At 44.4% G+C, this 14,703-nt stretch carries 12 protein-coding genes and 1 riboswitch; of the genes, 2 read left to right on the forward strand and 10 right to left on the reverse strand.

What is annotated here, in order from left to right:
• Window positions 1-8: 8 nt before the first annotated feature.
• The 4 genes from uca to OKC24_RS10880 all read right to left on the reverse strand — a co-directional run bounded on the left by uca (window position 9) and on the right by OKC24_RS10880 (window position 6,299).
• Complete coding sequence (gene uca, locus OKC24_RS10865; protein WP_131275794.1) at window positions 9-3,614, reverse strand: urea carboxylase; 3,606 nt, start codon at window positions 3,612-3,614, stop codon at window positions 9-11.
• Between the two features lie 9 nt (window positions 3,615-3,623).
• Window positions 3,624-4,292, reverse strand: coding sequence for an urea amidolyase associated protein UAAP2 (locus tag OKC24_RS10870; RefSeq protein ID WP_131275667.1), 669 nt, complete (start codon window positions 4,290-4,292; stop codon window positions 3,624-3,626).
• Between the two features lie 15 nt (window positions 4,293-4,307).
• Window positions 4,308-5,042 (reverse strand): urea amidolyase associated protein UAAP1, encoded by a 735-nt coding sequence (locus OKC24_RS10875; protein ID WP_131275666.1) that lies wholly within the window; start codon window positions 5,040-5,042, stop codon window positions 4,308-4,310.
• A 31-nt stretch (window positions 5,043-5,073) separates the two neighbouring features.
• Window positions 5,074-5,183: riboswitch (guanidine-I (ykkC/yxkD leader) on the reverse strand.
• A gap of 222 nt (window positions 5,184-5,405) precedes the next feature.
• On the reverse strand, window positions 5,406-6,299 hold the full coding sequence (locus tag OKC24_RS10880; RefSeq protein WP_005009761.1) for a LysR family transcriptional regulator: 894 nt from the start codon (window positions 6,297-6,299) through the stop codon (window positions 5,406-5,408).
• A 268-nt stretch (window positions 6,300-6,567) separates the two neighbouring features.
• Here OKC24_RS10880 and OKC24_RS10885 point away from each other — a divergent pair, with 268 nt between their 5' ends.
• Window positions 6,568-7,320, forward strand: coding sequence for an HAD family hydrolase (locus OKC24_RS10885; protein ID WP_130147007.1), 753 nt, complete (start codon window positions 6,568-6,570; stop codon window positions 7,318-7,320).
• Window positions 7,321-7,416: 96 nt separating this feature from the next.
• Here OKC24_RS10885 and OKC24_RS10890 read toward each other — a convergent pair whose 3' ends face one another.
• The 4 genes from OKC24_RS10890 to OKC24_RS10905 all read right to left on the reverse strand — a co-directional run bounded on the left by OKC24_RS10890 (window position 7,417) and on the right by OKC24_RS10905 (window position 12,665).
• A complete protein-coding gene (locus OKC24_RS10890; protein WP_228257612.1) occupies window positions 7,417-7,632 on the reverse strand; it encodes a hypothetical protein in 216 nt (71 codons plus the stop codon).
• 379 nt (window positions 7,633-8,011) lie between these two features.
• Window positions 8,012-9,511 carry a succinyl-CoA:acetate CoA-transferase ScpC gene (gene scpC / locus OKC24_RS10895; RefSeq protein WP_130146917.1) on the reverse strand — a complete coding sequence of 500 codons (1,500 nt, stop codon included), beginning with the start codon at window positions 9,509-9,511 and terminating at the stop codon, window positions 8,012-8,014.
• Between the two features lie 109 nt (window positions 9,512-9,620).
• Entirely contained in the window at window positions 9,621-10,790 is a 1,170-nt protein-coding gene (locus OKC24_RS10900) for a thiolase family protein (protein ID WP_265465080.1), read from the reverse strand.
• A gap of 96 nt (window positions 10,791-10,886) precedes the next feature.
• Window positions 10,887-12,665 carry an acyl-CoA dehydrogenase C-terminal domain-containing protein gene (locus tag OKC24_RS10905; protein WP_131275664.1) on the reverse strand — a complete coding sequence of 593 codons (1,779 nt, stop codon included), beginning with the start codon at window positions 12,663-12,665 and terminating at the stop codon, window positions 10,887-10,889.
• 596 nt (window positions 12,666-13,261) lie between these two features.
• On the opposite strand from OKC24_RS10905, the gene OKC24_RS10910 reads away from it, so the two are divergent.
• The gene (locus OKC24_RS10910) at window positions 13,262-13,870 is read left to right on the forward strand and encodes a TetR/AcrR family transcriptional regulator (RefSeq protein ID WP_130146911.1); all 609 of its coding nucleotides are present in this window, start codon (window positions 13,262-13,264) and stop codon (window positions 13,868-13,870) included.
• A gap of 122 nt (window positions 13,871-13,992) precedes the next feature.
• Here OKC24_RS10910 and OKC24_RS10915 read toward each other — a convergent pair whose 3' ends face one another.
• Both OKC24_RS10915 and cueR read right to left on the reverse strand, forming a co-directional pair.
• Entirely contained in the window at window positions 13,993-14,187 is a 195-nt protein-coding gene (locus OKC24_RS10915; protein ID WP_130146909.1) for a heavy-metal-associated domain-containing protein, read from the reverse strand.
• Between the two features lie 105 nt (window positions 14,188-14,292).
• Window positions 14,293-14,703 carry a Cu(I)-responsive transcriptional regulator gene (cueR, locus tag OKC24_RS10920; protein WP_130146907.1) on the reverse strand — a complete coding sequence of 137 codons (411 nt, stop codon included), beginning with the start codon at window positions 14,701-14,703 and terminating at the stop codon, window positions 14,293-14,295.

A 14,703-nucleotide genomic window follows, 5' to 3' on the forward strand; every position in this document is an offset into this window, starting at 1 on the left:
CTATCTCATCAAGCCACTGGCGCCAACGTAAACAATACCTGCCCCGTTTTCACCGTTTGCCCTTTTTCAATCGTAATCGCATCTACACGCATACGCTCAGGCGCAATAATCGGGATTTCAATTTTCATCGCTTCAATCACCGCCAGCGTTGCGCCTTCTTCCACAATATCACCTGATGCACATTCAATTTTCCAAATTGAACCCGGCATGTGAGATTCAACCGCACAACCGCCATCCGGAATCTCTACGCCTTCACCATCATCCACTGCATCTAGGCTTTCAGACACATATTCAGCCAAACCAGCCTCATGCCAACGGTGGCGTTCTGCATCAAAATTCGCTTGTTGAACCACCTTGAATGCCGAAATAGATTCTGCATTTTCAGTGAGGAAATCATTGTATTCTTTAAGATTCAATACACCTTCTTCAATGCGCAGTTTTAAGCGGCCTGCTTTAAAGTCCTCACGCATTTGCATCAGTTCAGTTTCAGTCACTTCATAAAACTTAATTTGATCAAAGAAACGCAGCAACCACGGCATGCCTTGTTCAAAATCAGGGTTTTTGCGGTAGCGGCTCCACATTTGTGTAGTACGGCCCACAAACTGATAACCGCCTGGACCTTCCATGCCATACACGCACATATAGGCGCCGCCAATGCCGACCGCATTTTCAGGTGTCCATGTCCGTGCAGGGTTATATTTTGTGGTCACTAAACGCTGACGCGGATCCAGCGGTGTCGCTACAGGTGCACCCAAATACACATCGCCCAAGCCCATGACCAAATAACTTGCGTCATAAACCACATTTTTCACGGCTTGTTTGTCTTTTAAGCCATTGATACGGCGGATAAACTCGATATTGTCCGGACACCACGGCGCATCAGGGCGCACCGTTTGCATATAGCGGTCGGTCGCAAGCTGTGTTTGAGAATCTTCCCATGCCAGCGGTAAATATACGGTACGTGAAGGCACTTGCATTTCCGTCACATCTGGCAAACGTTCTTCCGCCACTTGCAGCAGACGCAATAAATCCAATTGATCAAGCTGGGTCGAATCAAAATGAATCTGTAATGAGCGAATGCCCGGCGTCAGGTCAATGATGCCTTGAATATTCTGTTCTTTCATCCACTGCATTAAGGCATGAATACGGAAACGCAGGTTTAAGTCAAGCACCAGCTCGCCATATTCCACCAGCATGTAGTTATTGCCCGCAGGACGGTACAACACATCCGGCGCGCCATTTAAACCTTTCAAGGTATCTAGCACTGCATTTTCAAGTGTTGACGTTTCAGCCGAAAATGCTTCATCAAATTTCACACTTGAACAATCAGCCGCATCCAACATGGCATGATATTTTTCATTCAATGTTTTCGCTTGGCTATAACTCACTGGAATAAATTTAACTTTATCGCCTGCTTTTAGCTGGCCAAGTTTCCAAAGTTCAGAATGAATCACCACCGCAGGACAGACAAAACCGCCTAAGCTTGGGCCATCTGGCCCGAGAATAATGGGCATATCGCCCGTGAAATCAATTGCACCAATGGCATAGGCATTGTCATGAATATTGGATGGATGCAGCCCGGCTTCACCGCCGTCAATGCGCGCCCACTCAGGTTTAGGGCCAATCAGGCGAATGCCTGTGCGGCTTGAGTTAAAGTGAATTTCAAACTCATTCGCAAAGAAAGTATCAATATCTTGCTTAGTGAAAAAATCAGGCGCGCCGTGCGGGCCATACATCACTGCCATTTCCCATTCATGACTGAATATCGGAATTTGCTCAGGTACAAGCGCTTTGGCTTCATCAGATGTAAATGCCGTGATTGGCAGCATATCGCCAATCAATAAATTACGCCCTGCATGACCGCCAAATTGCCCTAAGGTAAATGTCGCTTGTGAACCTAAATATTCCGGCACATTTAAGCCGCCTTTAATCGCAATATAGGTACGGCAGCCTGTGGTGATTTTGCCGCATTTTAAGATTTGACCTTTGCGTACATTCAGTGTTTGCCACATCGGTACAGCCACACCATCCAAGGTCGAAGGCATATCACCGCCAGCCAGTACAATTTGACTGTCGCAATGGAATTTTAAACTAGGCCCTTGCAGCGTACATTCGAGGCCTGCGGTATTTGGAGCATTGCCTAAAAGCTGATTCGCCGTATTGAGTGACAATGGATCAATTGCGCCGGATGGCGGTACGCCGACATCCCAGTAGCCCAAACGGCCTGTGACATCTTGCACGGCTGTTTGAATGCCTGCTTGCAAGACTTCAATCTTTTGGGCTTTCCATTCAAAGGTATTTAAAAAACGTGTGGTTTGCATACCCGCTTTAAAAACATCACAGTCAATAATGTTTTGCAGATATTCCAGATTGGTTTCAATGCCTGCCACTTGCGTTTTTGCCAAAGTATTTGTCATGGCTTGAATCGCTGATTGACGATCATCCGCTGTGACAATGATTTTGGCAATCATCGGGTCATAGAATGACGATACATTTGAGCCTGTTTCTACCCATGTTTCATTCCGCGCATTGTCATCAAACCCAACAAAAGTCAGCAAACCTGCACTTGGCTGAAAGTTTTTAATCGGGTCTTCTGCATATAAACGCACTTGAATGGAATGACCTTGAGAGATTAACTCTGTAGTCGGCGCAGTCCATGTACCTGCAGCCAATGTCACCATCCATTCCACCAAATCTACACCGTAAACTTGTTCAGTTACACCATGCTCGACTTGCAGACGGGTGTTCACTTCCAGGAAATAAAAGTCTTGCGTGTCGGTATCCATGACAAATTCAACAGTCCCTGCCGAACGGTAATTCACCGATTGCATCAGCTGAATGGCAATGCTTTGAATGTATTCACGCTGTGCAGCGTTTAAATGCGGTGCAGGTGTTTCCTCAATGACTTTTTGGTTGCGGCGCTGTACAGAACAATCCCGCTCGCCAAGTGCCAAAACTAAACCGTGGCCATCACCAAAAATCTGTACTTCAATATGGCGCGCATTTTGCACAAATTTCTCTAAGTACAGACCTGCATCTTTAAAGTTGGCTTGCGCCAAATAAGACACCGTGGCATAGGCATCTTTCAGCTCCATTTCATTCCACACCAATCGCATGCCAATGCCGCCGCCCCCTGCGGTACTTTTCAGCATGACTGGATAGCCAATCCGTGCAGCTTCAGTTAACGCTTCAGCTTCATCCGCCAATAAACCGCTGCCCGGAAGCAATGGTACATCAGCTTGAATAGCCAGCTCGCGCGCCGTATGTTTTAAGCCAAATTCACGCATTTGTTTCGAGTTTGGGCCAATAAAAGCAATGCCTTGCGCTTCGCACAGATCACAGAATTCTGCATTTTCAGATAAGAAGCCATAGCCCGGATGAATCGCTTGCGCGCCAGTTTGCTTGGCAACAGCTAAGATTTTCTCTACATTTAAATAGCTTTGGCTGGCAGGCGCTTCGCCAATATAAACCGCTTCATCGGCCAAAGTGACATGCAGCGAATCACGGTCCGCTTCTGAATACATAGCGACAGATTGAATACCTAGTTTTTTTAGGCTTCGGATGACGCGGCAGGCAATGGCGCCGCGGTTGGCGATTAAAACTTTGGTTAACATTGTCATTGCTTATGCCTCCATGCCTTCATGCACCACCAATTGAATCGGTGTCGGGTTATAGCCGCTGCATGGATTGTTCAGTTGCGGGCAGTTGGAAATCAGCACAATCAGATCCATTTCGGCTTGGATTTCCACAAATTTACCCGGCGCAGAAATGCCGTCATCAAATTTCAAAGCGCCTTCTGCTGTCACAGGCACATTCATAAAAAAATTAATATTCGGGCCAATGTGGCGCACATTTAAGCCATGTTTTTGCGCGACAGGATTTTTGGCCAAAGCATACATAAAATTGTTGCGGCAGCTGTGCATCGGATACTTGTCATGCACATAGCGGACCGTGTTGCTTTCACATGAGCACGCGCCGCCTAAAGTGTCATGACGGCCGCAGTTGTCATCATTAATCACGGCAATCGGCCGACCAAAGTTGCTGTACAGCATCGTGCCTTTTTCAAGGTAAATTTGCTGATTGATGGCCAATGTATCAGTTGCACTGTAACGCTCTTCTGGGTTTTCTGCAGAGATAAATAAGGTATCGACGGCCTGATTGCCTTCAAGGTCAATAATGCGGAAATACTGGCCTTTTTTTACTTCACACATCCAAGACTCGCCAGCAGGACATACTTCGTTCAATACGGCTGTTTCAAACTGATTTTTTACAAAATGGGTTAAAACTGTCATGATCTTGTTCCTGCTTTAGATATTTGAAAGTGCGTAGTAACGGGCATTGTTTTGAAATGCGCGCTGATTTTGCGGACAAGAATCACGGCAGATGTCACTCTCCCCTAAAGCATTGGCTTTGAATAAAGCCAATTGAATACCCGATGGCGTATAAGCATCACTGCAATCTAGGCCATGCGGCGCTGCAGACAAAAATACTAAGCAATCCATCTCAAAGCGCAGTTCAATCACTTGATCTGTATTGTCTGATAGGACATAAGAGAGTTCGCCTGCATCATTCGGCGTCACTTTGGAAAATAAATTTACGGTAGCGCTTAAATCGGTTTGGCTGAGTGCAAATTTAGCCATTTCGACTAACAGGCCATCCAGGCCGCTTTGATACATCTCATTGCGCGCATCCTGAAAAGCGCATATGCCAAATTGTTTTGCAATTTGCTCAGGCCGGCTGGCACCGCAGAACGTATCGCTCCAAGCGTGATCATCTTGAACAATCGATGCCATTGCCCGGCCCAAGTCTGAATACAGCACATTGCCTGCCGTGAGATAGGCAGTATGCTGACCTTTTAAACTGTCAGGCATGTTGTAGCGTTCTAATTTATCTTCCGCATTGACACAGAACAGTGAAACATTGGCATTCTCACTTAGCGCTTTAAACTGTAAAACAGCGCCTTTGTGAATCCGTCCAGACCAATGATGCCCGCCCGGCAAAAGCTCAGTCCAAAGTATTTGATTATTATGAAAGCCGCCCATGTTGTATGACCTCTCTAAGGTTAAGTTTTCAACCTCCCGGGCTTTTATCCCTCCGTGTAGCTCAATTGAGCCGTGAACTCTCGGTCACAGCCGCAGTATGTTTAAAATAAAAATACTGCCGGAACCCTAGATCACTTTATATCTAAATAGGTAAATGCAAATGGCGTGCCAGATAGGTATTACGATTTTATACATTTGTAATACTAAAAATTTATTTTTATTGCGCAAATTCAGTGCAAATGAAAACAGCCCAAATAAAACTGCACCAAAATTAAAAAATCCCAGCAAATGCTGGGACTGAATCAAGCAGAATGATGAATTCCATTTTCATACAGAAAGTGTACGCTGAATCTTGTAAAACAACTATTTCACTAAAATTTCATGGAACATATGGCGCAGCCATTGATGACTGGTTTTATGATGGCAAGACATGTGCCAATACTGTTTTACACCATAAGTTGGAAATGCAATGGGCGCTTCAAAAATTTTTAAATTGCCGCGTGAAAGTAAAACTTCACTGAGATAATAAGGAACCGTGGCAATGGCATCGGTATCCTGCACAACCAGCCCAACGCCTAAATAGCTCGGCAAACGCATTAAAATATCGCGTTTTAACTCAAGATTAAGCAGCTCATTTTCTATATGGTAATGCCCCATTCCAGCATCAATATCAATATGCAGCTCACTCAGATACTGCTCTTTGCTAATGGTATCGCCAGTTAACCGCGGATGATCCTTCGCCGCGATCACCACATAATACTGCTCAAACAGCTTCTGCTGGTAAAAGCCATTTTCTAAATGTGGCAAGAAACCCAGCGCCAAATCAATTTCACCATTCGCCATTTGATAACTGGTTTCTGTCGTGATTGGGCGGACATTCAAGCGGACATGCGGCGCATTGGCTTTCAAATATTGAGTAATTTTTGGCAGCAGCACCAAATGAGAAACATCGGTCATGGCCAAAGTGAACTGCTGATGGGAAATAGCTTGATCAAAATCAATCGTGAAATTATTGATAATTTCGACTTTGCTCAGCGCTTCACTGACCAGCGGAAATAATTGCTTGGACAATTCTGTCGGCACCATTTCATTGCCGATGCGTAAAAAAAGCGGGTCGTTATAATGCTGACGAATTTTATTCAGGATATTGCTGACCGTCGGCTGGCTCATTTTTAAGTGATCTGCCGCTGCAGACACGCTTTTAAATTTATATACGTAAAAAAAGATACTGAGTAATTTACAGTCCAGTTCAAACACGAAAGATAATTTCCTATTTTTCAAATATTAAGGCAATTAATCCATTAAATGGCAATAGATAAACACGTCCTAGGCTTAAATAGTACTGCGAAAGGTCTAAATTTTCTAGAGCGGTTATTCTAGTTTCGCCTATTCAGCCATTTTTTATGCGCTTGCTGTGCGGCTTGAAAATTGCCTTATAGCCTTAGGCAACAGCTATGAGCAAGCCAGCTTTATTTAAATGGCGCAGCAACGCATAATTGACCTGAATTCTGGCTGGACATTATATATGCTGCACAATAAAAAATTAGTTTGTTTCGATTTAGACGGCACGCTGATTGATTCAGTTGGTGTTTGGAATCAGGTCGATGCCAGACTGATTAAAGATTTATCGGGTCAACTGGAAGATTTCAATATTATCCAGCAGCAGCGTGATGCACAGTTGAAAAAAATTAAACATTGCGCAGATCCCTATCTAGAATATTGTGGCTATCTAAAAGAAAGATACGGCGTTGCGCACTTAAGCAAAGACGAAGTCAAAACAATACGCTACAGCATTTCTCATTATTTTCTAGATCATGAAATTCAGCTCAAACCGCAAGCTGAAATTTTCGTGCAGCTTCTGCTTCAGCAAGGTATACACACTGCAATTACAACCACAACCAGCTTGAGCAATATTCAGCGCTATCAGCGGAACAACACCCGCATTAACAGCAGGCTGAATTTTGAAAAAGACTTTAACTTAATTTTGACCCGTGAACATGTGCAGAATATCAAACCGCACCCTGAAGTATATTTAAAAGCCATTCAGCATTTTAATGTACAGCCGGAAGAGTGCTTAATTATTGAGGATTCACTGATTGGCATAGAGGCTGCTCGTCAGGCAGGCATCGAAGTTGCTGCCATTTATGACCAATATTCAGCGCATGAAATGCCTGAAATTAAAGCCAAGGCAGATTATTTTGTGCAGGATTATGCTGCTCTGCTCAGTTTTTTTGAGATAAATCTTTTCAATGCAGCTGATGCAAAATTAGAATCTTGAGGCGCAAAATGATTCTAAAAATTAAATTGCGATGAGGAAAAAACGCCACGACAATGCGCGGCATCTTTTGATGTATTCATGCCCGTATAAATAACGTTATTTTGCTTTGGTATAGATTGAGCCTGAACCGATCAAGTTTCCATTTTTTCCATCAATGGCAAAATCAACGGAAGCTGGGCCAGCATGGACTTGAAGCAAACCGGTTTGCCCCACTGATGCAGGCACAGGATTTTTCTTTTCAGTCTTGCCTGTTTGCTTATCTTTTAATGTATTGGTAATTAAATAATTTTCGCCATTTTTGGCAATAACCAATGCGTTTTCAAGTTTAGGGTCTTCTAAGGTATTTTTCCACGTGCCTTGATAATCGGGCGCTGGCGCTTTCGTACACGCAGTTAACAGCAGCAGAAGTGTGTAATACCTGAAAAATATTGAATCAATTTCAAAACGCTGGCCTTAAATTATAAATATTGCGATGCAGGCATTATAGGAATGAATCGCTTTCGCTTAAGCAGCTTCTTGTTGTTCCCGCGTTTCAGCAGCATGACGTTTGGTTTTACTTTCGCAGCTTCTCTTTTTCTTTTGTGACTTTTTAAATCAGCAAACGGGGTGATTCTGACAATACGAAATGCTGAATCGAATGCCAGTCAGTTTCCATACTGACTGGCTAAAGAGATGAAGAGCAGTTTCGTACTTATGCCGTTCTGCTCATCGTTCCTGTTTCTTCAAATTTTGCATGCCAAGACAAGGCTTCTGCAAGAATATGCGGCGTCTGGCCGCCTTTTTCACATGCGCGTTCGAAATAGCTGAGCAGTTCTGCACGATAATCTGGATGCGCGCAGACTTCAATCACTTTACGGGCGCGTTCGCGCGGTGCAAGTCCGCGTAAATCAGCCAAGCCCTGCTCGGTCACCACAATATCCACATCATGATCAGTATGATCGGTATGGCTGACCATAGGCACGACAGACGAAATTGCGCCGCCTTTAGCCACCGACTTGGTGACAAAAATAGCGATATGCGCATGCCGGGTAAAGTCACCTGAACCGCCAATGCCGTTCATCATTTTAGTGCCTGTGACATGGGTTGAATTCACATTTCCGTAAATATCAAATTCCAGCGCTGTATTGATGGCTATAATTCCCAAACGGCGGATGATTTCAGGATTATTGGACAGCTCCTGCGGACGCAGTATGATTTTATCTTTGTATTGATCAAAATTCTCCATAACCTGCGCAGCGCAAGGTTCAGACAAAGTCATGGAACAGCCGGAAGCAAATGTCATTTTGCCTGAGTCAATCAGCTGAAAAGTGCAATCCTGCAGCACTTCTGAGTACATTTCCAGATCATGGAAATTGGAATGTTCAAAGCCTGAAAATACGGCATTCGCTATAGAACCAACACCCGACTGCAGCGGGCCTAAGTTTTCAGGCAAGCGCCCTGCTGCCACTTCACCTTCAAAAAAGCTAATCAAATGCTGCGCAATTGCTAAAGTTTCTGCATCCGGCTCATCCATTTTAAAAGATGTATCCGGCACATCATTCAAAACAATGGCAGAAATTTTTTCAGGGCTGACGTTAATGCCAATGGTGCCAATGCGGTCACCGGCCTGAGTCAGCGGAATAGGATCACGGTTCGGACGCGCCTTTGGCACATAAATATCATGTACGCCTTCCAGCACTGGGTTAATGGTATTGTCAATTTCCACAATCACATGATCAGCCATTTCAATAAAATTAGCTGAGTTGCCGCATGAGCCTGTTGGAATGATTTGTCCATCTTCAGTAATTGCTGTGGCAGCAACCACCGCAACATGAATACGCGGCAAATTATGATGACGGATGTTGTCTGCCATTTCAGACAAGTGCTGGTCGATGTACATGACTTCACCCGCGTTGATGGACTTCCGCAAATCTGGATCGGCCTGATAAGGATAACGGCGCTCAATGGCATGCGCCTCATTCAAGCGCCCATCAATACGGTTGCCCAAACTAGCGCCCGTAGCCAAGGTAATTTTCAGCGGATGTTCTTTTGCATAATCCGCCAAGGCCAGCGGCACTATTTTTGCTTCGCCTGCGCCGCCAAAACCGCTTAAGCCAACAACCGAACCATCTTTAATTAATTTAATCGCCTGCTGCGCAGACATAACTTTGTCACGCAGAGAGACCAAGCGAATGCGATCTAAACCGTTCATAAAAAATCTCAAAATCAAATATTTATCGTAGTGATCCCAGCGGGCTGAAATCACAGTTTTATTATTGCTTAACGAAAAAATTGCTCAGGCCAATAAACCTGAACCTGTATTAGATTAGCTCAACCGCAATTGCTGTTGCCTCACCGCCGCCAATGCACAGCGCCGCAATGCCTTTTTTACCGCCTGTGCGCTTTAGTGCATGAATCAGCGTCACAATAATGCGTGAACCAGATGAGCCCAATGGATGACCCAATGAACATGCGCCGCCGTTTACATTGACTTTAGCTTCATCTAAGTTAAAGCCATCTATGGCCAGCATCGTCACCATAGCAAAGGCTTCATTCACTTCCCAAAGATCGACATCCTGCGCATCCCAGCCGGTTTTTTGCAGCACTTTTTCAATTGCGCCTACCGGTGCAATGGTAAATTCTGAAGGATGCTGTGAATTTGTCGCATAAGCTGCTACTTTTGCCAGCGGTTTCAGGCCGCGTTGATTTGCAATTTCTTCGGATGTAATCACCAAAGCAGAAGCGCCGTCAGAAATTGAGCTGGCATTGGCTGCGGTAATGGTGCCGTCTTTTTTGAATGCAGGGCGCAGTGTTGGAATTTTCTCCGGTTTCGCGCTCAAAGGCTGTTCATCGGTATCAACAACTGCTTCACCTTTACGGGTTTTTACGGTTACAGGCGTGATTTCTTCTTTAAAGAAACCGCCTTGAATAGCAGCAACCGCTTTATTTAATGAATTGATGGCAAATGCGTCCTGCTGTTCGCGGGTATAGCCTTTTTGATCTGCCATTTCCTGCGCAAGAATACCCATAGAAAGGCCCGTTTCGGCATCTTCCAAGCCTTCCTGAAACATATGATCCGTAGTTTTTCCATGTCCCATGCGGTAACCTGCACGGGCTTTTTCCAGCAAATACGGCGCATTGGACATTGATTCCATGCCGCCAGCCACCACAAATTCTGCAGAACCCGCTTTAATGGCATCGGCTGCCTGCATCACGGCTTTCATGCCAGAGCCGCAAATTTTATTAATCGTTGTTGCACCAGTTGAATCCGGCAAACCAGCCTGACGCATGGCCTGACGCGCTGGGCCTTGCTTTAGGCCAGCAGGCAGCACACAGCCAAAAATCACTTCATCAATATCTGCAGGCTGCAAGCCAGCGCGCTCTACAGCTGCCTTAATTGCAGTTGCACCTAAATCAGGCGCTGTACATGATGAAAGTGAACCCTGAAAACCGCCCATCGCTGTGCGAACACCATCTAAAATTACGATCATTTCTTATGTCATCCTCTTTATACATTTTGTATGCCCCAAGAAGCGTAAGCACTTTTTCGGGCTTTTCCATCAAGTTTTAAAGCATGTGCTCAAACATTAAGATTGAGCGGTAAAATATTCTTCCGGCAGCTGCATAATCAATTCAGAGCCTGCTTTAATGCGCTGCGCGCGCGCGGCTAAATCCGGCAGCACTTTGGCCACATAATAATCTGCCAGCACCAGTTTGTTTTGGTAGAACGCTTCCGGTTTAGCAGCTGCCGCTTGGCTGATGCGTGCAAACATATACACAAAGCTGAGCAGGCCCACTGCATGCAGGTAATCTACGGCGACGGCATTGCTGAAATCAGGCGCTGTTTTAGACTGTTCAACAATAAATTGAGTTAAGTCTTCAACGTCACTGCACACCTGAACCGCAGCGGCTTTCACTTTAGAATCTGCCATTGAAGCTGCAAATTCACGGATGTCAGCAATATATTCAGCAATAAATGCGCCGCTGCATTTCGTGGTTTTGCGGCCGATCAAATCAATCGCCTGAACGCCGTTGGTGCCTTCGTAAATCTGAGAAATACGCAAGTCACGGATGCATTGCTCCATGCCCCATTCACGGATATAGCCATGGCCGCCAAAGCACATTTGCGCTTCCAAAGCAGAATCCAACGCTTTATCCGTTAAATAAGCTTTAGCAATAGGCGTCAGCAAAGCAACACGGTCATTGGCTTTACGTACAGCCTCTTCATCTGTAGAGAATTTTGTAATGTCCAGCTGCTGGCCCACATACACAGCAAATGCGCGTGAGGCTTCATTATTGGCGCGGATATTCAGCAGCATGCGGCGTACATCACCATGCACTAAAATAGAATCAGCCGGCTTTTCAGGTGATTGAACGCCTGTGGCTGAACGGCCCTGCAAGCGGTCTGTGGCATATTGCGCGGCATTCTGATAGGCAAATTCTGCAGCGCCAATGCCCTGAATGCCCATAGACAGGCGTTCATAGTTCATCATCACGAACATGGCGGCGAGGCCTTCATTTTCTTTGCCTACGATAAAGCCTTTTGCGCCATCAAAGTTCATCACGCAGGTTGCAGAACCTTTAATGCCCATCTTATGTTCAATTGAACCGGCTGCTACAGCATTGCGTTCGCCGATTGAACCATCTGCATTGACATTAAATTTCGGCACAATAAACAGTGAAATGCCGCGTGAACCCGCAGGCGCGTTTGGCGTTTTTGCCAGCACTAAATGAATAATATTTTCACTTAAGTCATGTTCACCGCTGGTGATGAAAATCTTCGTGCCGCTAATATTGAATGAGCCTTCTGCATTTGGTTCAGCCTTGGTTTTAATAAGGCCCAAATCTGTGCCGGAGTGCGGTTCTGTCAGGCACATAGTGCCAGACCATTCCCCTGTATAAAATTTTGGCAAGTACGTTTCTTTTTGCTCTTGCGATGCGCGGTCATTAATGGCCATGCCTGCGCCAACGGTCAACAGCGGGTACAGCATAAACGACGGATTGGTACTCCAAATCATTTCATCTGCCAAAACGGTCAGCATTTTTGGCATGCCTTGGCCGCCGAACTCTTCAGAAGCGCCTAACCCCACCCAGCCGCCTTCAGCAAATTGTTTGAAAGCTTCTTTAAAGCCTGCTGGCGTTTTAACCTCACCCTGATTGAATTCTGCACCGCCCGCTTCATCTGCGCTGCGGTTCAAATCCAAAATGACATTTTTAGAAAACTTCGCCATTTCTTCTAAAATTGCATTGGCCGTCGCCATATCAACGTGTGACAGATTTTCATTGGCTTGCCAGAATTCATCTGCCTTAAACACATCATTTAAAATAAAGTCCATGTCTTTGAGCGGCGCGTTATAAATTGGCATAGTTGCTTCCCTTATACATTGAATGCTGACTGGTAAATGAAGCCAGCATTTTTAAAAGATAAAAGTATCCCAAGTGAAACCTGCTAGGTGATTTCAACTGAATAAAATAAGTGAGATTTTGTGTTCAATGTCCGTCATGAATGACCCAAAAAACACTGAAAAAGACCGAAATTCGGTATCCAGTCCCTGACTTTTTAGAACTGCGATCGGGCAGATAAAAATTGGATAAAGCGGATTAAGCTTACAAATTGATTTTGCATAGAACCGTACATATAAAACCTGAAACCTTGATCAAAAGACCTGTCTGCCGAATTCAAAATGATGAATCCTTGGACATAACCGCTGTTTTTGTGCGCATTGACAATAGAATAAAAAATTTAAAAATGGAATTTTATTTGCTGGAAATGACCTCTAGGGTTCACTTTTCTTGACTTTGCGGCATCACTTATGAAAAACAGTAAAATTCCAATAACTTTCGAGTGTTTATTTTTAAATCAAATTGGAGCATATTGCTCGACCTTAGTGTTATTTTAGATGGGATAGAAAAGCCGTAATCTAAAATTACGTTCTCCATTGATGTATTTGGAACTATAAAGATGACTACAGTACGCCAACAAAATTTTCTAATCCGCAAAGAGAAAATTTTAGCGATGGCAGAAACATTGTTGCTTGATAACCATCAGGATATTACATTAAGTGAATTGGCCAGTGAATTGGATATTGCTAAAGGCACAATTTACAAGCATTTTAAAAGTAAAAACCAGCTGTATTTAGAATTGATTATTTTGAATGAACAACGCTTATTGGAAATTTCTAAACAGTACAATCACGATATTAAAACCTATGTCTCGCAATACATGCTGTACAACATGCTCAATTCGAACCGGACGATTCTGCTGCATGTCATTGAAGAACGCTTAACCAATAATGAGCGCAAATTGAAAGAATTGTTTGAGGAGCTTTATGCTATCCGTGAACAGCGGATTTTAGAAATTAAAGATTTATTTGCAGGTTATTTAAAAGCGTCAAACAGCATCATGTCCATCCGCGATTATCTGTCGTATATTTGGACAGTGACTTATGGCGCATCCCTACTGCTCAACTCGACGCATTATCAGAAGTCGATTGGTTCACGCGAACGCTTGATTAAGCTTTATGTGAATCAGGCGCTGATGACACCGGATAAAATTTCGACGCACAATTAGTTTTTTAGTGATTCACTCAGCCACCAATCTTCATCTGTAAGCTCAATAAAAATGATGATTCTGCTGAATTCACAAAAAAGCCTAGGATCATCTAGGCTTTTTCTTCATTGCCAAACTGAAGCTTACAATTGAACCGCAGGAAAGCCGTCTTCCGCTAAAGCATCTAAAATCTTTTGCTGCTCTTCAGAAGATTCGACTTCAACCAATTTAGCAGCAACATCAATATCAACTTTTGCATTCGGATCTACGTCTTTAATCGTTGCTGTCACACTGCGCGCGCAGCCGCCGCAAGTCATCGCATCAATACGTAATTTCATACGGTGTTTTCCTTTTATTGCACTATGAATAGACTATAAAGCTTCCCATGATGTTAAGGTCAAGCCTATGCATACTGGGTTCATCATCATTTAATTGCGCACCGTTCACTTCAGAGTTTCATGAACAGCGCCCTGTTCAATTTGATTTAAAATTTCACATTCCGCCTGCTGATTGCCGGCACAGCAATCTACAGACTGCTGCAGTGCGCTGACCATGGCCTGCAAATCGGCAATCTTCTTATTCAGCGCATCAATATGCTTTTGTGTCAGCTGTTTGACTTCAGCGCTTTGACGGCCTTCGTTTTTCCATAAGCCCATCAACTCTTTCATCTGTTCAGTCGAAAAGCCCAATTCGCGCGAATGCTGAATAAATTTCAGCGTTTTAATATCCTCTTCACTGTACATGCGGTATCCCGCATCCGTCCGCTTGGATGCAGGCAGCAAGCCAATATCCTCATAATAGCGGATCATTTTAGCAGAGATGCCGGATTGCTTTGCCGCTTGCCCGATATTCAT

This window comes from Acinetobacter entericus, from assembly GCF_026168575.1.
In the GTDB taxonomy this organism is placed as follows: Bacteria; Pseudomonadota; Gammaproteobacteria; order Pseudomonadales; family Moraxellaceae; genus Acinetobacter; species Acinetobacter bouvetii.